General features: G+C 42.2%; 30 protein-coding genes. All 30 read left to right on the forward strand.

Translation table 11 applies throughout. The features are described from left to right. The first annotated feature begins 30 nt into the window (after nucleotides 1-30). The 30 genes from tuf to rplQ all read left to right on the forward strand — a co-directional run bounded on the left by tuf (nucleotide 31) and on the right by rplQ (nucleotide 15,206). Nucleotides 31-1,215, forward strand: a complete 1,185-nt coding sequence (gene tuf / locus HMPREF2608_RS01720; RefSeq protein WP_004520187.1) for an elongation factor Tu — start codon at nucleotides 31-33, stop codon at nucleotides 1,213-1,215. Nucleotides 1,216-1,232: 17 nt separating this feature from the next. Further along, the gene (gene rpsJ / locus HMPREF2608_RS01725; protein ID WP_002642322.1) at nucleotides 1,233-1,544 is read left to right on the forward strand and encodes a 30S ribosomal protein S10; all 312 of its coding nucleotides are present in this window, start codon (nucleotides 1,233-1,235) and stop codon (nucleotides 1,542-1,544) included. A gap of 250 nt (nucleotides 1,545-1,794) precedes the next feature. After that, nucleotides 1,795-2,439, forward strand: a complete 645-nt coding sequence (gene rplC, locus HMPREF2608_RS01730; protein ID WP_004464584.1) for a 50S ribosomal protein L3 — start codon at nucleotides 1,795-1,797, stop codon at nucleotides 2,437-2,439. Continuing rightward, nucleotides 2,439-3,059 (forward strand): 50S ribosomal protein L4, encoded by a 621-nt coding sequence (gene rplD, locus HMPREF2608_RS01735; RefSeq protein ID WP_003684798.1) that lies wholly within the window; start codon nucleotides 2,439-2,441, stop codon nucleotides 3,057-3,059. The genes rplC and rplD overlap by 1 nt, the downstream gene beginning before the upstream one ends. Beyond that, nucleotides 3,056-3,370 (forward strand): 50S ribosomal protein L23, encoded by a 315-nt coding sequence (rplW, locus tag HMPREF2608_RS01740; RefSeq protein WP_002243944.1) that lies wholly within the window; start codon nucleotides 3,056-3,058, stop codon nucleotides 3,368-3,370. The genes rplD and rplW overlap by 4 nt, the downstream gene beginning before the upstream one ends. A 5-nt stretch (nucleotides 3,371-3,375) precedes the next feature. Further along, a complete protein-coding gene (rplB, locus tag HMPREF2608_RS01745; protein ID WP_070825774.1) occupies nucleotides 3,376-4,209 on the forward strand; it encodes a 50S ribosomal protein L2 in 834 nt (277 codons plus the stop codon). Nucleotides 4,210-4,214: 5 nt separating this feature from the next. Beyond that, nucleotides 4,215-4,493 (forward strand): 30S ribosomal protein S19, encoded by a 279-nt coding sequence (gene rpsS, locus HMPREF2608_RS01750; RefSeq protein WP_002215422.1) that lies wholly within the window; start codon nucleotides 4,215-4,217, stop codon nucleotides 4,491-4,493. 8 nt (nucleotides 4,494-4,501) lie between these two features. Then, on the forward strand, nucleotides 4,502-4,831 hold the full coding sequence (gene rplV, locus HMPREF2608_RS01755) for a 50S ribosomal protein L22 (RefSeq protein ID WP_003749277.1): 330 nt from the start codon (nucleotides 4,502-4,504) through the stop codon (nucleotides 4,829-4,831). 9 nt (nucleotides 4,832-4,840) lie between these two features. Beyond that, nucleotides 4,841-5,533 (forward strand): 30S ribosomal protein S3, encoded by a 693-nt coding sequence (gene rpsC / locus HMPREF2608_RS01760; RefSeq protein ID WP_003684753.1) that lies wholly within the window; start codon nucleotides 4,841-4,843, stop codon nucleotides 5,531-5,533. Continuing rightward, nucleotides 5,517-5,933, forward strand: a complete 417-nt coding sequence (rplP, locus tag HMPREF2608_RS01765; protein ID WP_003749279.1) for a 50S ribosomal protein L16 — start codon at nucleotides 5,517-5,519, stop codon at nucleotides 5,931-5,933. The genes rpsC and rplP overlap by 17 nt, the downstream gene beginning before the upstream one ends. Beyond that, complete coding sequence (gene rpmC, locus HMPREF2608_RS01770; RefSeq protein ID WP_003684705.1) at nucleotides 5,933-6,124, forward strand: 50S ribosomal protein L29; 192 nt, start codon at nucleotides 5,933-5,935, stop codon at nucleotides 6,122-6,124. The genes rplP and rpmC overlap by 1 nt, the downstream gene beginning before the upstream one ends. Continuing rightward, entirely contained in the window at nucleotides 6,124-6,387 is a 264-nt protein-coding gene (rpsQ, locus tag HMPREF2608_RS01775) for a 30S ribosomal protein S17 (protein WP_003684766.1), read from the forward strand. Before rpmC ends, rpsQ begins: the two co-directional genes overlap by 1 nt. A 227-nt stretch (nucleotides 6,388-6,614) precedes the next feature. After that, nucleotides 6,615-6,983, forward strand: coding sequence for a 50S ribosomal protein L14 (rplN, locus tag HMPREF2608_RS01780; protein WP_002215434.1), 369 nt, complete (start codon nucleotides 6,615-6,617; stop codon nucleotides 6,981-6,983). 11 nt (nucleotides 6,984-6,994) lie between these two features. Then, nucleotides 6,995-7,318, forward strand: coding sequence for a 50S ribosomal protein L24 (gene rplX, locus HMPREF2608_RS01785; RefSeq protein ID WP_036493506.1), 324 nt, complete (start codon nucleotides 6,995-6,997; stop codon nucleotides 7,316-7,318). A gap of 9 nt (nucleotides 7,319-7,327) precedes the next feature. Further along, nucleotides 7,328-7,867, forward strand: coding sequence for a 50S ribosomal protein L5 (gene rplE, locus HMPREF2608_RS01790; protein WP_003684750.1), 540 nt, complete (start codon nucleotides 7,328-7,330; stop codon nucleotides 7,865-7,867). A 2-nt stretch (nucleotides 7,868-7,869) separates the two neighbouring features. Next, nucleotides 7,870-8,175 carry a 30S ribosomal protein S14 gene (gene rpsN / locus HMPREF2608_RS01795; protein WP_003684736.1) on the forward strand — a complete coding sequence of 102 codons (306 nt, stop codon included), beginning with the start codon at nucleotides 7,870-7,872 and terminating at the stop codon, nucleotides 8,173-8,175. Nucleotides 8,176-8,189: 14 nt separating this feature from the next. After that, a complete protein-coding gene (gene rpsH, locus HMPREF2608_RS01800; RefSeq protein WP_063075320.1) occupies nucleotides 8,190-8,582 on the forward strand; it encodes a 30S ribosomal protein S8 in 393 nt (130 codons plus the stop codon). A gap of 13 nt (nucleotides 8,583-8,595) precedes the next feature. Further along, complete coding sequence (gene rplF, locus HMPREF2608_RS01805; protein WP_070825775.1) at nucleotides 8,596-9,129, forward strand: 50S ribosomal protein L6; 534 nt, start codon at nucleotides 8,596-8,598, stop codon at nucleotides 9,127-9,129. 13 nt (nucleotides 9,130-9,142) lie between these two features. After that, nucleotides 9,143-9,496: a 50S ribosomal protein L18 gene (gene rplR / locus HMPREF2608_RS01810; protein ID WP_003749287.1), complete on the forward strand. Its 354-nt coding sequence runs from the start codon at nucleotides 9,143-9,145 to the stop codon at nucleotides 9,494-9,496. A gap of 17 nt (nucleotides 9,497-9,513) precedes the next feature. After that, nucleotides 9,514-10,032, forward strand: a complete 519-nt coding sequence (gene rpsE / locus HMPREF2608_RS01815; RefSeq protein WP_003684704.1) for a 30S ribosomal protein S5 — start codon at nucleotides 9,514-9,516, stop codon at nucleotides 10,030-10,032. Further along, complete coding sequence (rpmD, locus tag HMPREF2608_RS01820; protein WP_003684808.1) at nucleotides 10,025-10,210, forward strand: 50S ribosomal protein L30; 186 nt, start codon at nucleotides 10,025-10,027, stop codon at nucleotides 10,208-10,210. Before rpsE ends, rpmD begins: the two co-directional genes overlap by 8 nt. Nucleotide 10,211: 1 nt before the next feature. Then, nucleotides 10,212-10,646 carry a 50S ribosomal protein L15 gene (gene rplO / locus HMPREF2608_RS01825; RefSeq protein WP_070825776.1) on the forward strand — a complete coding sequence of 145 codons (435 nt, stop codon included), beginning with the start codon at nucleotides 10,212-10,214 and terminating at the stop codon, nucleotides 10,644-10,646. A gap of 13 nt (nucleotides 10,647-10,659) precedes the next feature. Beyond that, nucleotides 10,660-11,955: a preprotein translocase subunit SecY gene (gene secY / locus HMPREF2608_RS01830; RefSeq protein WP_070825777.1), complete on the forward strand. Its 1,296-nt coding sequence runs from the start codon at nucleotides 10,660-10,662 to the stop codon at nucleotides 11,953-11,955. Between the two features lie 4 nt (nucleotides 11,956-11,959). Then, nucleotides 11,960-12,178, forward strand: a complete 219-nt coding sequence (infA, locus tag HMPREF2608_RS01835) for a translation initiation factor IF-1 (RefSeq protein ID WP_003684714.1) — start codon at nucleotides 11,960-11,962, stop codon at nucleotides 12,176-12,178. Between the two features lie 18 nt (nucleotides 12,179-12,196). Beyond that, nucleotides 12,197-12,310, forward strand: coding sequence for a 50S ribosomal protein L36 (gene rpmJ / locus HMPREF2608_RS10990; protein WP_003697674.1), 114 nt, complete (start codon nucleotides 12,197-12,199; stop codon nucleotides 12,308-12,310). A 67-nt stretch (nucleotides 12,311-12,377) separates the two neighbouring features. Beyond that, entirely contained in the window at nucleotides 12,378-12,740 is a 363-nt protein-coding gene (rpsM, locus tag HMPREF2608_RS01840; protein WP_003749295.1) for a 30S ribosomal protein S13, read from the forward strand. 19 nt (nucleotides 12,741-12,759) lie between these two features. Beyond that, the gene (gene rpsK, locus HMPREF2608_RS01845; protein ID WP_002216249.1) at nucleotides 12,760-13,155 is read left to right on the forward strand and encodes a 30S ribosomal protein S11; all 396 of its coding nucleotides are present in this window, start codon (nucleotides 12,760-12,762) and stop codon (nucleotides 13,153-13,155) included. Between the two features lie 19 nt (nucleotides 13,156-13,174). Further along, nucleotides 13,175-13,795: a 30S ribosomal protein S4 gene (gene rpsD, locus HMPREF2608_RS01850; protein WP_003684796.1), complete on the forward strand. Its 621-nt coding sequence runs from the start codon at nucleotides 13,175-13,177 to the stop codon at nucleotides 13,793-13,795. A 25-nt stretch (nucleotides 13,796-13,820) separates the two neighbouring features. Beyond that, entirely contained in the window at nucleotides 13,821-14,807 is a 987-nt protein-coding gene (gene rpoA, locus HMPREF2608_RS01855) for a DNA-directed RNA polymerase subunit alpha (protein WP_070825778.1), read from the forward strand. Nucleotides 14,808-14,831: 24 nt separating this feature from the next. Then, the gene (gene rplQ, locus HMPREF2608_RS01860) at nucleotides 14,832-15,206 is read left to right on the forward strand and encodes a 50S ribosomal protein L17 (RefSeq protein ID WP_070825779.1); all 375 of its coding nucleotides are present in this window, start codon (nucleotides 14,832-14,834) and stop codon (nucleotides 15,204-15,206) included. Nucleotides 15,207-15,692 lie beyond the last annotated feature (486 nt).

Below are 15,692 nucleotides of genomic sequence, written 5' to 3' on the forward strand. Positions count from 1 at the left end.
TTCAAAAAGCTTAGATTATAGGATATTGCCATGGCTAAGGAAAAATTTGAACGTAGCAAACCGCACGTAAACGTTGGCACCATCGGTCACGTTGACCATGGTAAAACCACTCTGACTGCTGCTTTGACTACTATTTTGGCTAAAAAATTCGGTGGCGCTGCAAAAGCTTACGACCAAATCGACAACGCTCCTGAAGAAAAAGCTCGTGGTATTACCATTAATACCTCACACGTAGAATACGAAACCGAAACCCGTCACTACGCACACGTAGACTGCCCGGGCCACGCCGACTACGTTAAAAACATGATTACCGGTGCTGCCCAAATGGACGGCGCTATCTTAGTATGTTCCGCAGCTGACGGTCCTATGCCGCAAACTCGCGAACACATTCTGTTGGCTCGTCAAGTAGGCGTACCTTACATCATCGTATTCATGAACAAATGCGACATGGTTGACGATGCTGAGTTGTTGGAACTGGTTGAAATGGAAATCCGTGACTTGTTGTCAAGCTACGACTTCCCAGGTGATGACTGCCCAATCGTACAAGGTTCTGCACTGAAAGCTTTGGAAGGTGACGCTGGTTACGAAGAAAAAATCTTCGAATTGGCTGCTGCCTTGGACAGCTACATCCCAACACCTGAGCGTGCTGTGGACAAACCTTTCTTGTTGCCTATCGAAGACGTATTCTCTATCTCTGGCCGTGGTACAGTAGTAACCGGTCGTGTAGAGCGCGGTATCATCCACGTTGGTGATGAGATCGAAATCGTAGGTCTGAAAGAAACTCAAAAAACCACTTGTACCGGTGTTGAAATGTTCCGCAAACTGCTGGACGAAGGTCAAGCTGGTGACAACGTAGGTGTATTGCTGCGTGGTACTAAACGTGAAGACGTAGAGCGTGGTCAAGTATTGGCTAAACCAGGTACTATCACTCCTCACACCAAATTCAAAGCAGAAGTATACGTACTGAGCAAAGAAGAGGGTGGTCGTCACACTCCATTCTTCGCTAACTACCGTCCACAATTCTATTTCCGTACTACTGACGTAACTGGTGCAGTTACTTTGGAAGAAGGCGTAGAAATGGTAATGCCAGGTGAGAACGTAACCATTACTGTAGAACTGATTGCTCCTATCGCTATGGAAGAAGGTCTGCGCTTTGCGATTCGCGAAGGTGGTCGTACCGTAGGTGCGGGTGTGGTTTCTTCTGTAATCGCTTAATTGAGGGATATTGATAAATGGCAAACCAAAAAATCCGTATCCGCCTGAAAGCTTATGATTACAGTCTGATTGACCGTTCTGCGCAAGAAATCGTTGAAACTGCCAAACGTACTGGCGCTGTTGTTAAAGGTCCGATTCCTTTGCCAACTAAAATCGAACGTTTCAATATCTTGCGTTCTCCTCACGTGAACAAAACTTCTCGTGAACAATTGGAAATCCGTACCCACTTGCGTCTGATGGACATCGTGGACTGGACTGACAAAACTACTGATGCACTGATGAAACTGGATCTTCCAGCAGGTGTAGATGTAGAAATTAAAGTTCAATAAGAACTGAAAACCGAACAGCTTGGCTGTTCGGTTTTTTATAGAATTCTTAGGCCGTCTGAAAATTTTCAGATATTTGGCAACACTTCATCCGAAAAAAATGATGGTTTTAAGAAGTTAAATTGAAATTTTTGTTGATATTTCTTTGATTTGTCAATTATAATGGCAGACTTGGTACATCCGTATCAAGTTTAACTTTGTCTGAAAGGCAGGCCAATCGTAGCCCGCCCCTTTACTTAAAAGGAAAATAATCATGACTTTAGGTCTGGTTGGACGCAAAGTTGGTATGACTCGCGTGTTCGACGAACAGGGTGTTTCTGTTCCGGTAACTGTTTTGGATATGTCTGCCAACCGCGTTACACAAGTGAAATCCAAAGATACTGACGGCTACACTGCTGTACAAGTTACCTTTGGTCAGAAAAAAGCTAATCGTGTCAACAAAACTGAAGCCGGTCACTTTGCTAAAGCAGGTGTTGAAGCTGGTCGCGGTTTGGTTGAGTTTGCTTTGACTGAAGAAAAACTGGCTGAATTGAAAGCCGGTGATGAAATTACCGTTTCTATGTTTGAAGTTGGTCAATTGGTAGATGTAACCGGCACCTCTAAAGGTAAAGGTTTCTCTGGTACGATCAAACGTCATAACTTCGGTGCTCAACGTACTTCCCACGGTAACTCCCGTTCTCACCGTGTTCCTGGTTCTATCGGTATGGCACAAGACCCTGGTCGTGTGTTCCCTGGTAAACGTATGGCAGGTCAATACGGTAACACTAAAGCAACTGTTCAAAAATTGGAAGTTGTGCGTGTTGATGCTGAACGCCAACTCTTGTTGGTTAAAGGTGCTGTTCCGGGTTCGGTTAACAGCGACGTCGTGGTTCGTCCTAGCGTGAAAGTAGGTGCGTAATGGAATTGAAAGTAATTGACGCTAAAGGACAAGTATCTGGCAGCTTGGCTGTTTCTGATGCTTTGTTTGCTCGTGAATACAATGAAGCTCTGGTTCACCAACTGGTTACTGCTTACTTGGCAAATGCCCGTTCTGGTAATCGTGCTCAAAAGACTCGTGCCGAAGTAAACCACTCTACTAAAAAGCCATGGCGCCAAAAAGGTACCGGTCGTGCTCGTTCCGGTATGACTTCTTCTCCGCTGTGGCGTAAAGGTGGTCGTGCATTCCCAAACAAACCTGACGAAAACTTCACTCAAAAAGTGAACCGTAAAATGTACCGTGCCGGTATGGCGACTATTTTGTCCCAATTGGCTCGTGATGAACGTTTGTTTGCAATCGAAGCATTGACTGCTGAAACTCCTAAAACCAAAGTTTTTGCTGAACAAGTGAAAAATTTGGGTTTGGAGCAAGTTCTGTTTGTAACTAAACAGCTCGACGAGAATGTTTACTTGGCTTCACGCAACTTGCCTAACGTATTGGTTTTGGAAGCTCAACAAGTTGATCCTTACAGCTTGCTGCGTTACAAAAAAGTCGTTATCACTAAAGATGCAGTTGCACAATTAGAGGAGCAATGGGTATGAATCAACAACGTTTGACTCAAGTAATCTTGGCACCTATCGTTTCTGAAAAAAGCAACGTATTGGCTGAAAAACGTAACCAAATGACGTTTAAAGTTTTGGCAAATGCAACCAAACCTGAAATTAAAGCGGCTGTTGAGCTGCTGTTCGGCGTTCAAGTTGCAGACGTTACTACTGTTACCATTAAAGGTAAAGTTAAACGTTTTGGTCGCACTTTAGGTCGTCGCAGCGATGTTAAAAAGGCTTATGTAAGCCTGGCTGCCGGTCAAGAGTTGGATTTGGAAGCCGCTGCTGCAGCTGCAGATAAGGAATAAACAAAATGGCAATCGTTAAAATGAAGCCGACCTCTGCAGGCCGTCGCGGCATGGTTCGCGTGGTAACAGAAGGTTTGCACAAAGGTGCACCTTATGCACCTCTGCTGGAAAAGAAAAATTCTACTGCCGGTCGTAACAACAATGGTCATATCACTACCCGTCATAAAGGTGGTGGCCATAAACATCATTACCGCGTTGTAGATTTTAAACGTAACAAAGACGGTATCCCTGCAAAAGTAGAGCGTATCGAATATGATCCTAACCGTACTGCATTTATCGCGTTGTTGTGCTATGCAGATGGTGAGCGTCGCTACATCATTGCTCCTCGTGGTATTCAAGCCGGTGCAGTATTGGTTTCCGGTGCTGAAGCTGCTATCAAAGTAGGTAACACTCTGCCGATCCGCAATATTCCTGTTGGTACAACTATTCACTGTATCGAAATGAAACCAGGTAAAGGTGCGCAAATTGCGCGTTCTGCTGGTGCTTCTGCGGTATTGCTTGCAAAAGAAGGTGCTTACGCACAAGTTCGTTTGCGTTCTGGTGAAGTGCGCAAAATTAGCGTAAATTGCCGTGCAACTATCGGTGAAGTTGGTAACGAAGAACAAAGCCTGAAAAAAATCGGTAAAGCTGGTGCTAACCGCTGGCGTGGTATTCGTCCGACCGTTCGTGGTGTTGTAATGAACCCTGTTGATCACCCACATGGTGGTGGTGAAGGCCGTACTGGTGAGGCTCGCGAACCGGGGAGCCCATGGGGTACTCCTGCTAAGGGCTACCGCACTCGTAATAACAAACGCACGGATAACATGATTGTTCGTCGTCGTTACTCAAATAAAGGTTAATTAGTATGGCTCGTTCATTAAAAAAAGGCCCATATGTAGACCTGCATTTGCTGAAAAAAGTAGATGCTGCTCGTGCAAGCAACGACAAACGCCCAATTAAAACTTGGTCACGTCGTTCTACCATTTTGCCTGATTTCATCGGTCTGACTATCGCTGTTCACAACGGTCGCACTCACGTGCCTGTGTTCATCAGCGACAATATGGTTGGTCATAAATTAGGTGAGTTCTCATTGACCCGTACCTTTAAAGGCCACTTGGCTGATAAAAAGGCTAAAAAGAAATAAGGTGAATCATGAGAGTAAGTGCACAACATAAAAACGCCCGTATTTCAGCTCAAAAAGCTCGTTTGGTGGCTGATTTGATTCGTGGTAAAGACGTTGCCCAAGCTTTGAATATCTTGGCATTCAGCCCTAAAAAAGGTGCTGAGCTGATTAAAAAAGTATTGGAATCAGCAATCGCCAATGCCGAGCACAACAATGGTGCTGACATTGACGAACTGAAAGTGGTAACTATCTTTGTTGACAAAGGCCCAAGCTTGAAACGTTTCCAAGCTCGTGCCAAAGGTCGCGGTAACCGCATCGAGAAACAAACTTGTCATATTAATGTGACAGTGGGCAACTAAGGAAAAGCTATGGGACAAAAGATTAACCCTACAGGCTTTCGCCTGGCGGTAACTAAAGACTGGGCTTCAAAATGGTTTGCTAAAAGCACCGACTTTTCTACTGTTTTGAAACAAGATATTGATGTTCGTAACTACTTGCGTAAAAAACTGGCTAATGCTTCAGTTGGTCGTGTAGTGATCGAGCGTCCTGCTAAATCTGCACGTATTACCATTCACTCTGCTCGTCCAGGTGTGGTTATTGGTAAAAAAGGCGAGGATATCGAAATCTTGAAACGTGACTTGCAAGCTCTGATGGGTGTGCCTGTTCATGTAAATATTGAAGAGATTCGTCGTCCTGAATTGGATGCGCAAATCATTGCTGATGGTATTGCCCAGCAGCTTGAAAAACGTGTTCAATTCCGTCGCGCTATGAAACGTGCAATGCAAAATGCAATGCGTTCTGGTGCTAAAGGCATCAAGATCATGACTTCAGGCCGTCTGAATGGTGCTGATATCGCTCGTAGCGAATGGTACCGTGAAGGTCGTGTACCTTTGCATACTTTGCGTGCGAACGTGGATTATGCAACTAGCGAAGCACACACTACTTATGGTGTACTGGGTCTGAAAGTTTGGGTTTATACAGAAGGTAATATTAAATCTTCTAAACCTGAGCATGAGAAGAAACAAAGAAAGGCAGGTGGACGTAATGCTGCAGCCAACTAGACTGAAATATCGCAAGCAACAAAAAGGCCGTAACACCGGTATTGCTACTCGCGGTAACAAAGTAAGTTTCGGTGAGTTCGGTTTGAAAGCCGTAGGCCGTGGTCGTTTGACTGCCCGCCAAATCGAAGCTGCTCGTCGTACTATGACTCGTCATATTAAACGTGGCGGTCGCATTTGGATCCGTGTATTCCCTGATAAACCAATTACTGAGAAACCTATCCAAGTTCGTATGGGTGGCGGTAAAGGTAATGTGGAATATTACATTGCTGAAATTAAACCAGGCAAAGTATTGTACGAAATGGACGGTGTTCCTGAGTCATTGGCTCGTGAAGCATTTGAATTGGCCGCTGCCAAATTGCCTATTCCTACAACCTTTGTGGTAAGACAGGTGGGTCAATAATGAAAGCAAATGAATTGAAAGACAAATCTATTGAGCAATTAAACTCTGATTTGTTGGACTTGTTGAAAGCTCAGTTTGGCTTACGCATGCAAAATGCAACCGGTCAGTTGGGTAAATCTAGCGAGTTGAAACGTGTACGTCGCGATATTGCTCGTATTAAAACCATTTTAACTGAAAAAGGTGCTAAGTAATGAGCGAAGCTAAAAATGTTCGTACTTTGCAAGGCAAAGTGGTAAGCGACAAAATGGACAAAACTGTTACAGTATTGGTTGAGCGTAAAGTTAAACATCCTCTGTACGGTAAAATTATTCGTTTATCAACTAAAATCCATGCTCATGATGAAAACAATCAATATGGCATTGGTGATGTAGTGGTAATCGAGGAATCTCGTCCTTTGTCAAAAACCAAGTCTTGGGTTGTAAAAGAATTGGTTGAGAAAGCGCGTACTGTTTGATTTAAAACACAGTAATGTAGCTTAATAAGAAACGAAGTCTTGCAGCAAAGTTAATTTGCGTGTAAACTTCGTTTCTTATCTTCCAGCTTCTTATGGAAGTTTCTCTCCCTTCGGGATCCAAGACTGGTTTACTAGAACCGTGATGGTTTCATTTAATAAGCAGCTTAAAGTAAGGTGCGAGTTATATGAAAGTGGTAAATTAAGTTGGTTAATTTAAAGGTACTAATATGATTCAAATGCAGACCATCTTAGATGTGGCTGATAACTCTGGTGCGCGTCGCGTGATGTGCATCAAGGTATTGGGCGGATCTAAGCGTCGCTACGCTTCTGTTGGCGATATTATTAAAGTTGCAGTTAAAGATGCAGCCCCACGTGGTCGTGTCAAAAAAGGTGATGTATACAATGCGGTAGTTGTTCGTACTGCTAAGGGTGTGCGTCGTCCTGATGGTGCGCTAATTAAATTTGATAACAACGCCGCTGTGTTATTAAATAATAAACTTGAGCCTCTGGGTACTCGTATTTTTGGCCCGGTAACCCGTGAATTGCGTACTGAGCGATTTATGAAAATCGTTTCATTGGCGCCTGAAGTATTATAAGGAATAGCGCGATGAATAAAATCATTAAAGGCGATCAGGTTGTAGTGATTACCGGTAAAGATAAAGGTAAGCAAGGTCAAGTAGTTCGAGTATTGGGTGATAAAGTTGTTGTTGAGGGTGTTAATGTTGTAAAACGCCATCAAAAACCTAATCCAATGCGCGGTATTGAGGGTGGCATTATTACTAAAGAAATGCCTTTGGATATTTCTAATGTTGCAATCCTGAATCCGGAAACTAATAAAGCAGACCGTGTTGGTATTAAGCTGATTGAAAATGAAGGCAAAGTTAAACGCGTTCGTTTCTTCAAATCAAATGGCTCTATCATTGGAGCATAAGGAGATAACATGGCTCGTTTGAGAGAGTTTTATAAAGATACAGTTGTTCCTGAATTGGTTAAACAATTTGGTTACAAATCAGTAATGGAAGTTCCACGTATTGAAAAAATCACCTTGAATATGGGTGTGGGTGAAGCTGTTGCTGATAAAAAAGTTATGGAACACGCTGTTTCTGATTTAGAGAAAATTGCTGGTCAAAAGCCAGTTGTTACTGTTGCTCGTAAATCTATCGCGGGTTTTAAAATCCGTGATAACTATCCAGTTGGTTGCAAAGTAACTTTGCGTCGTGATCAAATGTTTGAATTCTTGGATCGTTTGATTACTATTGCGTTGCCTCGCGTACGTGACTTCCGTGGTGTAAGCGGTAAATCATTTGATGGTCGTGGCAATTACAATATGGGCGTTCGTGAGCAAATTATTTTCCCGGAAATTGAATACGATAAAATCGATGCTTTGCGTGGTTTGAATATTACTATTACAACTACTGCAAAAACTGATGAAGAAGCGAAAGCTTTGTTGTCACTGTTTAAGTTTCCGTTTAAAGGATAATCATGGCTAAGAAAGCACTTATTAATCGTGAGCTGAAACGTCAAGCATTGGCGAAAAAGTTTGCAGCTAAACGTGAGGCAATTTTCGCTGTTATTAATGATGCTAATGCGACTGAAGAAGAACGTTTTGAAGCACGTTTGAAATTTCAATCCATTCCTCGTAATGCAGCACCTGTACGTCAACGTCGTCGTTGTGCTTTAACAGGTCGTCCTCGTGGCACTTTCCGTAAATTTGGTTTGGGCCGTATTAAAATCCGTGAAATCGCTATGCGTGGCGAGATCCCTGGTGTTGTTAAAGCTAGCTGGTAATAGGAGTATAAATAATGAGTATGCATGATCCTATTTCCGATATGTTGACTCGTATTCGCAATGCGCAACGTGCTAATAAAGCAGTAGTTGCCATGCCTTCCTCTAAACTGAAGTGCGCAATTGCAAAAGTTCTGAAAGAAGAAGGTTATATCGAGGATTTTGCGGTTTCTGCTGATGCAAAACCGGTATTGGAAATTCAATTGAAATACTATGCAGGTCGTCCTGTGATTGAGCAAATTAAACGTGTTTCACGTCCAGGTTTGCGTATTTACAAAGCATCAAGTGAGATCCCTAGTGTAATGAATGGCTTGGGTGTCGCTATTGTTAGTACTTCTAAAGGTGTAATGACTGATCGCAAAGCCCGTTCTGAGGGTGTTGGCGGTGAGTTGTTGTGCATCGTAGCCTAGTGGAGAAAAGTAAATGTCACGCGTCGCAAAAAACCCAGTGACTGTTCCTGCTGGTGTAGAAGTAAAATTCGGAACAGATGCATTGGTTATCAAAGGTAAAAACGGCGAATTGTCTTTTCCTTTGCATTCCGATGTTACTATTGAACTGAACGATGGTAAATTGACTTTTGCTGCAAAAAATGACAGTAAACAGGCTAATGCTATGTCTGGTACTGCTCGTGCATTGGTTAATAACATGGTTAAGGGTGTTTCTGAAGGTTTTGAGAAAAAACTTCAATTGATTGGTGTGGGTTATCGTGCCCAAGCCCAAGGTAAAGTTTTGAACTTATCTTTGGGTTTCTCTCATCCAATCGTATACGAAATGCCTGAAGGTGTTTCTGTTCAAACTCCTAGCCAAACAGAAATCGTTTTGACTGGTGCAGATAAACAAGTGGTTGGCCAAGTCGCTGCTGAAATTCGTGCATTCCGTTCTCCTGAACCTTATAAAGGTAAAGGCGTTCGTTATGTAGGTGAAGTAGTAGTGATGAAAGAAGCCAAGAAAAAATAATTGAGGTTCACTAATGGATAAACATACAACCCGACTCCGTCGTGCACGCAAAACCCGTGCGCGTATTGCGGACTTGAAAATGGTAAGATTATGTGTGTTCCGCAGCAATAATCATATTTATGCTCAAGTAATTAGTGCTGAAGGTGATAAAGTATTGGCTCAAGCCTCTACATTGGAAGCTGAAGTACGTAGTAGCCTGAAATCAGGTAGCAACGTTGAAGCAGCAGCTGTAGTTGGTAAGCGTATTGCTGAAAAAGCTAAAGCAGTAGGTGTTGAAAAAGTTGCTTTTGACCGTTCAGGTTTCCAATATCACGGTCGAGTGAAAGCTTTAGCTGAAGCTGCACGTGAAAATGGTTTAAGCTTCTAATATTTGGAGACTTTCAGATGGCAAAACATGAAATTGAAGAACGCGGTGACGGCCTGATTGAAAAGATGGTCGCAGTTAATCGCGTGACTAAAGTAGTTAAAGGTGGCCGTATCATGGCTTTCTCTGCACTGACTGTTGTTGGTGATGGTGATGGTCGCATCGGTATGGGCAAAGGTAAATCAAAAGAAGTACCAGTTGCTGTTCAAAAAGCAATGGATCAAGCTCGACGCTCTATGATTAAAGTACCTTTGAAAAATGGTACTATTCATCATGAGGTTATTGGTCGTCATGGTGCTACTAAGGTATTTATGCAACCTGCTAAAGAAGGTAGCGGTGTAAAAGCTGGTGGTCCAATGCGTTTAGTATTTGATGCTATGGGTATTCATAACATCTCAGCTAAAGTACATGGTTCTACTAACCCTTACAATATTGTACGCGCTACATTAGACGGTTTGTCTAAACTGTATACCCCTGCTGATATTGCTGCTAAACGTGGCTTGACAGTAGAAGATATTTTGGGAGCTAACCATGACTGAGCAAAAAAAGATTAAAGTTACATTGGTTAAGAGCCTGATCGGTACAATTGAATCTCATCGTGCATGTGCTCGTGGTTTAGGTTTACGCCGCCGTGAGCATACTGTGGAGGTTTTGGATACCCCTGAAAACCGTGGTATGATCAATAAGATCAGCTACTTGTTGAAAGTGGAGTCTTAATATGTTTTTGAATACTATTCAACCTGCTGAGGGTGCTACTCATGCTAGCCGTCGTGTAGGCCGTGGTATTGGTAGCGGCTTAGGTAAGACAGGTGGTCGTGGTCATAAAGGTCAAAAAAGCCGTTCTGGTGGCTTTCACAAGGTAGGTTTTGAAGGCGGTCAAATGCCTTTGCAGCGCCGTCTGCCAAAACGTGGTTTCAAATCTTTGACTGCGGCCACTAATGCTGAAGTTCGTTTGAGTGAATTAAATCTGATTGCTGTGAACGAGATTGATGTCTTGGTTCTTAAACAAGCTGGTTTGATTCCTGCAACTGCTTCTAATGTAAAAGTTATCGCTTCTGGTGAAATCTCAAAAGCAGTTACCTTGAAAGGTGTAAAAGCTACTAAAGGTGCTAAAGCTGCTATTGAAGCTGCCGGTGGTAAAGTAGAAGAATAAGGCTTGAACTACAGTGGCTAATCAACAATCTTTATCAGGATTATCCAAATTTGGTGATCTGAAAAAACGTCTGGTGTTCCTTTTAGGTGCTTTAGTCGTTTTCCGTATTGGTGCTCATATACCGGTACCGGGCGTAGATGCTGTTGCATTAGCTGAGTTATTCAAAGGCGCTGCAAACGGCATATTCGGAATGTTAAATATGTTCTCGGGTGGTTCGTTGGAGCGCTTTACTATATTTGCAATTGGTATCATGCCTTATATTTCGGCATCGATTATTATTCAGCTTGCTTCTGAGATTGTTCCTTCTTTGAAAACTTTAAAGAAGGAAGGTGAGGCTGGTAGGAAAATAATTACGAAATATACTAGGTATGGGACGGTATTATTGGCTATAGTACAAAGCTTTGCGGCTGCATCATATGTTTATCAACAAGGTGTCGTTGTAACGACTGCGCTTGAGTTTTATATTTCTACAGTGGTCTGTTTAGTTACAGGTACTATGTTTCTGATGTGGTTGGGGGAGCAAATTACCGAGCGTGGTATTGGTAATGGTATTTCCTTAATTATTACAGCAGGTATTGTATCTGGTGTCCCTTCAGGGATTACTAAATTATTAGATCAGAAATCGCATACTGCTGTATTAATAGCTTTAGGTACGTTACTATTAATATATGTTGTAGTCTATTTTGAGAGTGCTCAGCGTAAAGTTCCTGTTCATTATGCGAAGAGACAGTTTGGCTCGGGAATGATGTCAGGACAGAGCATTCATATGCCATTTAAGCTAAATATGGCGGGTGTTATTCCCCCCATTTTTGCTTCCAGTATCATTTTGTTTCCATCTACACTTTTAGGTTGGCTTGGTTCCAATAATACAAATTCAGTTTTATATCAGATTGCCGCTCAACTACAGCATGGTAAAACTTTATTTATCGTATTATTTGCGTCAACAATCATTTTTTTCTGCTATTTCTATACTGCTTTAGTATTCAGTCCTAAAGAGATGGCAGAAAATTTGAAGAAGAGTGGTGCATTTGTGCCAGGTATACGACCAGGTGAGCAAACATCTAGGTATTTGGAAAAAGTGGTACTAAGACTGACATTGTTTGGTGCTTTGTACATTACTACAATCTGTCTGATACCTGAAATTTTAACAACTGCATGGAATGTTACTATCAATTTCGGTGGTACATCTTTGCTTATTTTGGTCGTTGTTACAATGGATTTTAGGACGCAAATTAATTCATACATAATGAGTAGTCAGTATGAAGACTTGATGAGTCGTCCAGATATGAAATCTTTGTCACGTAAGTAGGCTTATGGCTAAAGAAGATACCATACAGATGCAGGGTGAAATCCTTGAGACTTTGCCCAATGCAACATTTAAAGTAAAACTGGAAAATGATCATGTAGTACTTGGTCATATATCTGGCAAAATGCGGATGCATTATATCCGTATTTCTCCAGGTGATAAGGTAACAGTTGAATTAACTCCTTATGATTTAACCCGTGCTCGGATTGTTTTCCGAGCAAGATAAACGATAAAAGGAAATAAAATGCGTGTACAACCTTCTGTAAAGAAAATTTGTCGCAATTGCAAGATTATTCGTCGTAATCGTGTAGTTCGCGTAATTTGTACTGACCCACGTCACAAACAACGTCAAGGTTAAGAAGCTAGTTTTCTTAACTATTGATTTTGTGGTATAGTGACATACTTTGCCCTAAAAAGGAAAAAATATGGCTCGTATTGCAGGGGTAAATATCCCTAATAATGCCCATATCGTAATTGGCCTTCAGGCTATTTATGGTATTGGTGCGACTCGTGCTAAATTGATTTGTGAGGCAGCAAATATTGCTCCTACTACTAAAGCAAAAGATTTGGACGAGGCTCAATTAGACGCTTTGCGTGAGCAAGTTGCTAAATATGAAGTTGAAGGCGATTTGCGTCGTGAAGTAACGATGAGCATTAAACGACTGATGGATATGGGTTGCTATCGCGGCTTCCGTCATCGTCGTGGCTTGCCTTGTCGTGGTCAACGCACTCGCACAAATGCTCGTACCCGTAAAGGTCCGCGCAAAGCGATTGCCGGTAAGAAATAAATTTTAAGGAATTTGATTAATGGCTAAAGCAAACACAGCTTCGCGTGTACGTAAAAAAGTACGTAAAACCGTAAGCGAAGGTATTGTGCACGTTCATGCATCTTTCAACAATACCATCATTACAATCACTGACCGTCAAGGCAATGCATTGTCTTGGGCTACCTCTGGCGGCGCTGGTTTTAAAGGTTCTCGTAAAAGTACACCATTTGCAGCACAAGTTGCAGCAGAAGCAGCTGGTAAAGTTGCCCAAGAGTATGGCGTTAAAAATTTAGAAGTCCGCATTAAAGGCCCTGGCCCTGGTCGCGAATCTTCTGTACGTGCTTTAAACGCTCTTGGTTTCAAGATTACCAGCATTACTGACGTTACCCCGTTGCCTCATAACGGTTGCCGTCCGCCTAAAAAACGTCGTATTTAATATTGGAGTGATTTAAAACATGGCACGTTATATTGGCCCTAAATGTAAATTAGCACGTCGCGAAGGTACGGATCTGTTTTTGAAGAGTGCACGTCGCTCTTTGGATTCCAAATGTAAAATGGATTCTGCACCTGGTCAACACGGTGCGAAAAAACCACGTTTGTCAGACTACGGTTTGCAATTGCGTGAAAAACAAAAAATCCGTCGTATTTATGGCGTATTAGAGCGTCAATTCCGTCGTTACTTCGCGGAAGCAGATCGTCGTAAAGGCTCTACCGGTGAATTGCTGCTGCAATTGCTGGAGTCTCGTTTGGACAATGTCGTTTACCGTATGGGTTTTGGCTCTACTCGCGCCGAAGCACGTCAATTGGTTTCTCACAAAGCTATCATTGTAAACGGTCAAGTTGTTAATATCCCTTCTTTCCAAGTTAAAGCAGGTGATGTTGTAGCTGTTCGTGAAAAAGCTAAGAAACAAGTACGTATCCAAGAAGCATTGAGCCTGGCTACTCAAATTGGGTTGCCAAGCTGGGTATCTGTTGATGCCGACAAATTGGAAGGCGTATTCAAAAATATGCCGGATCGCTCAGAATTGTCTGGCGATATTAATGAACAGCTGGTGGTAGAGTTCTACTCTAAATAATGCTAGCTCAATGAGGGACAGTTAAATGCAAAATAGCACAACCGAATTTTTGAAACCTCGTCAAATCGATGTAGATACTTTGTCTTCCACTCGGGCCAAGGTGTCTATGCAGCCATTTGAACGTGGTTTTGGTCATACTTTAGGTAATGCTTTGCGTCGTATCTTACTGTCATCCATGAATGGCTTTGCCCCAACTGAAGTAGTTATTTCCGGCGTATTGCACGAATACTCTACTATTGATGGTGTTCAAGAGGATGTTGTCGACGTTCTCTTGAACATTAAAGGTATCGTATTCAAGCTTCACGGTCGTAACCAAGTTCAGTTGACTTTGAAAAAAACAGGCGCTGGTGCTGTTATAGCCGGTGATATTGATTTGCCACACGATGTGGAAATCATCAATCCTGAACATGTTATTTGCCACTTGGCTGACAATGGCCAAATCGACATGGAAATTAAAGTAGAGCAAGGTCGTGGTTATCAATCCGTTTCAGGTCGTCGCGTATTGCGTGATGAGAACAAACAGATTGGTGCGATTCAGTTGGATGCGAGCTTTTCGCCCATCAGTCGTGTTAGCTTTGAAGTTGAACCTGCACGCGTAGAGCAACGCACGGATTTGGATAAATTGGTTTTGGATATTGAAACCAATGGTTCTATTGATCCAGAAGAAGCTGTACGTAGTGCCGCACGTATCTTAATTGACCAAATGTCTATTTTTGCAGATCTGCAAGGTACTCCGGTTGAAGAGGTTGAAGAAAAAGCTCCTCCTATCGATCCTATCTTGCTGCGTCCTGTAGATGATTTGGAATTAACCGTACGTTCAGCTAATTGTCTGAAAGCTGAGGATATTTATTATATTGGCGATTTGATTCAACGTACTGAAACCGAGCTTCTCAAGACCCCTAATTTGGGTCGTAAATCTTTGAATGAGATCAAAGAAGTGTTGGCCTCTAAAGGTCTGACATTAGGTTCCAAATTAGAAGCTTGGCCGCCTGTAGGCTTAGAAAAGCCGTAAGTTTGAAGATTAAAGGATAATGACATGCGTCATCGTAATGGCAACCGCAAATTAAACCGTACTAGCAGCCACCGTGCTGCGATGCTGCGCAATATGGCGAATTCCTTGTTGACTCACGAAACCATCGTGACAACTTTGCCTAAAGCAAAAGAATTGCGCCGCGTAGTTGAGCCCTTGATTACCTTGGGTAAAAAACCTTCTTTGGCAAGCCGTCGTTTGGCTTTTGACCGCACTCGCGATCGTGATGTTGTAGTTAAATTGTTTGACGAATTGGGTCCACGCTTTGCTGCTCGTAACGGCGGCTATGTTCGTGTACTGAAATACGGTTTCCGTAAAGGTGACAATGCTCCTTTGGCATTGGTTGAATTGGTTGATAAAGCAACTGATTCTGCTGAATAAGCAAATTAATATGAAAGCACTACCTGTTTAGGTGGTGCTTTTTTATTTGGATGATTCCTTTCTTAATTCATAATTTACAATGCTTAAATTGTAAGTCACTATTTTGTAAGTATTTCTTATTTTTTATTACTGAGACCTTTGCAATAACATAGGTTACTAAAATTTTATGCTCAATCTCATTTTCAAAATGCAAAACCTTTCTGATTTTTCCTATTTTTTGCTCAATATCAGGAAGGTTTTAGTCAATTGAATTTTTTGGCGCATTTTTATGCGTCAAATTTCGTTAACAGACTATTTTTGCAAAGGTCTCTACTCGGGAAAATGGCTGGGAATAGTAATGATCTGAATCGATTTTTTGGATTTTGATGCTTTTAACAGTAATTTTATGGTCGCATACTGCTTTTCTGTTACTTCCAAGTAGCGGCTTTAACTTTCTTACGGTAGGTTTAGATACCGCCTACTGTAGTGTTTCGATAGTGAACGCAG

Source organism: Neisseria sp. HMSC064D07 (assembly GCF_001837185.1).
GTDB lineage: Bacteria > Pseudomonadota > Gammaproteobacteria > Burkholderiales > Neisseriaceae > Neisseria > Neisseria flavescens_C.

Coding starts and splice junctions, on each gene's coding strand:
- rplF (WP_070825775.1), top strand. CDS start 8,596: ATGTCACGCGTCGCAAAAAACCCAGTGACTGTTCCTGCTGGTGTAGAA.
- rpoA (WP_070825778.1), top strand. CDS start 13,821: ATGCAAAATAGCACAACCGAATTTTTGAAACCTCGTCAAATCGATGTA.
- rplC (WP_004464584.1), top strand. CDS start 1,795: ATGACTTTAGGTCTGGTTGGACGCAAAGTTGGTATGACTCGCGTGTTC.
- infA (WP_003684714.1), top strand. CDS start 11,960: ATGGCTAAAGAAGATACCATACAGATGCAGGGTGAAATCCTTGAGACT.
- rpsJ (WP_002642322.1), top strand. CDS start 1,233: ATGGCAAACCAAAAAATCCGTATCCGCCTGAAAGCTTATGATTACAGT.
- rpsC (WP_003684753.1), top strand. CDS start 4,841: ATGGGACAAAAGATTAACCCTACAGGCTTTCGCCTGGCGGTAACTAAA.
- rplO (WP_070825776.1), top strand. CDS start 10,212: ATGTTTTTGAATACTATTCAACCTGCTGAGGGTGCTACTCATGCTAGC.
- rpsE (WP_003684704.1), top strand. CDS start 9,514: ATGGCAAAACATGAAATTGAAGAACGCGGTGACGGCCTGATTGAAAAG.
- tuf (WP_004520187.1), top strand. CDS start 31: ATGGCTAAGGAAAAATTTGAACGTAGCAAACCGCACGTAAACGTTGGC.
- rplX (WP_036493506.1), top strand. CDS start 6,995: ATGAATAAAATCATTAAAGGCGATCAGGTTGTAGTGATTACCGGTAAA.
- rplD (WP_003684798.1), top strand. CDS start 2,439: ATGGAATTGAAAGTAATTGACGCTAAAGGACAAGTATCTGGCAGCTTG.
- rplV (WP_003749277.1), top strand. CDS start 4,502: ATGAGAGTAAGTGCACAACATAAAAACGCCCGTATTTCAGCTCAAAAA.
- rpmD (WP_003684808.1), top strand. CDS start 10,025: ATGACTGAGCAAAAAAAGATTAAAGTTACATTGGTTAAGAGCCTGATC.
- rplW (WP_002243944.1), top strand. CDS start 3,056: ATGAATCAACAACGTTTGACTCAAGTAATCTTGGCACCTATCGTTTCT.
- rpsQ (WP_003684766.1), top strand. CDS start 6,124: ATGAGCGAAGCTAAAAATGTTCGTACTTTGCAAGGCAAAGTGGTAAGC.
- rplR (WP_003749287.1), top strand. CDS start 9,143: ATGGATAAACATACAACCCGACTCCGTCGTGCACGCAAAACCCGTGCG.
- rpsH (WP_063075320.1), top strand. CDS start 8,190: ATGAGTATGCATGATCCTATTTCCGATATGTTGACTCGTATTCGCAAT.
- rpsD (WP_003684796.1), top strand. CDS start 13,175: ATGGCACGTTATATTGGCCCTAAATGTAAATTAGCACGTCGCGAAGGT.
- rplN (WP_002215434.1), top strand. CDS start 6,615: ATGATTCAAATGCAGACCATCTTAGATGTGGCTGATAACTCTGGTGCG.
- rpsN (WP_003684736.1), top strand. CDS start 7,870: ATGGCTAAGAAAGCACTTATTAATCGTGAGCTGAAACGTCAAGCATTG.
- rpsM (WP_003749295.1), top strand. CDS start 12,378: ATGGCTCGTATTGCAGGGGTAAATATCCCTAATAATGCCCATATCGTA.
- rpmJ (WP_003697674.1), top strand. CDS start 12,197: ATGCGTGTACAACCTTCTGTAAAGAAAATTTGTCGCAATTGCAAGATT.
- rpmC (WP_003684705.1), top strand. CDS start 5,933: ATGAAAGCAAATGAATTGAAAGACAAATCTATTGAGCAATTAAACTCT.
- rplB (WP_070825774.1), top strand. CDS start 3,376: ATGGCAATCGTTAAAATGAAGCCGACCTCTGCAGGCCGTCGCGGCATG.
- rplE (WP_003684750.1), top strand. CDS start 7,328: ATGGCTCGTTTGAGAGAGTTTTATAAAGATACAGTTGTTCCTGAATTG.
- rplP (WP_003749279.1), top strand. CDS start 5,517: ATGCTGCAGCCAACTAGACTGAAATATCGCAAGCAACAAAAAGGCCGT.
- rplQ (WP_070825779.1), top strand. CDS start 14,832: ATGCGTCATCGTAATGGCAACCGCAAATTAAACCGTACTAGCAGCCAC.
- rpsS (WP_002215422.1), top strand. CDS start 4,215: ATGGCTCGTTCATTAAAAAAAGGCCCATATGTAGACCTGCATTTGCTG.
- rpsK (WP_002216249.1), top strand. CDS start 12,760: ATGGCTAAAGCAAACACAGCTTCGCGTGTACGTAAAAAAGTACGTAAA.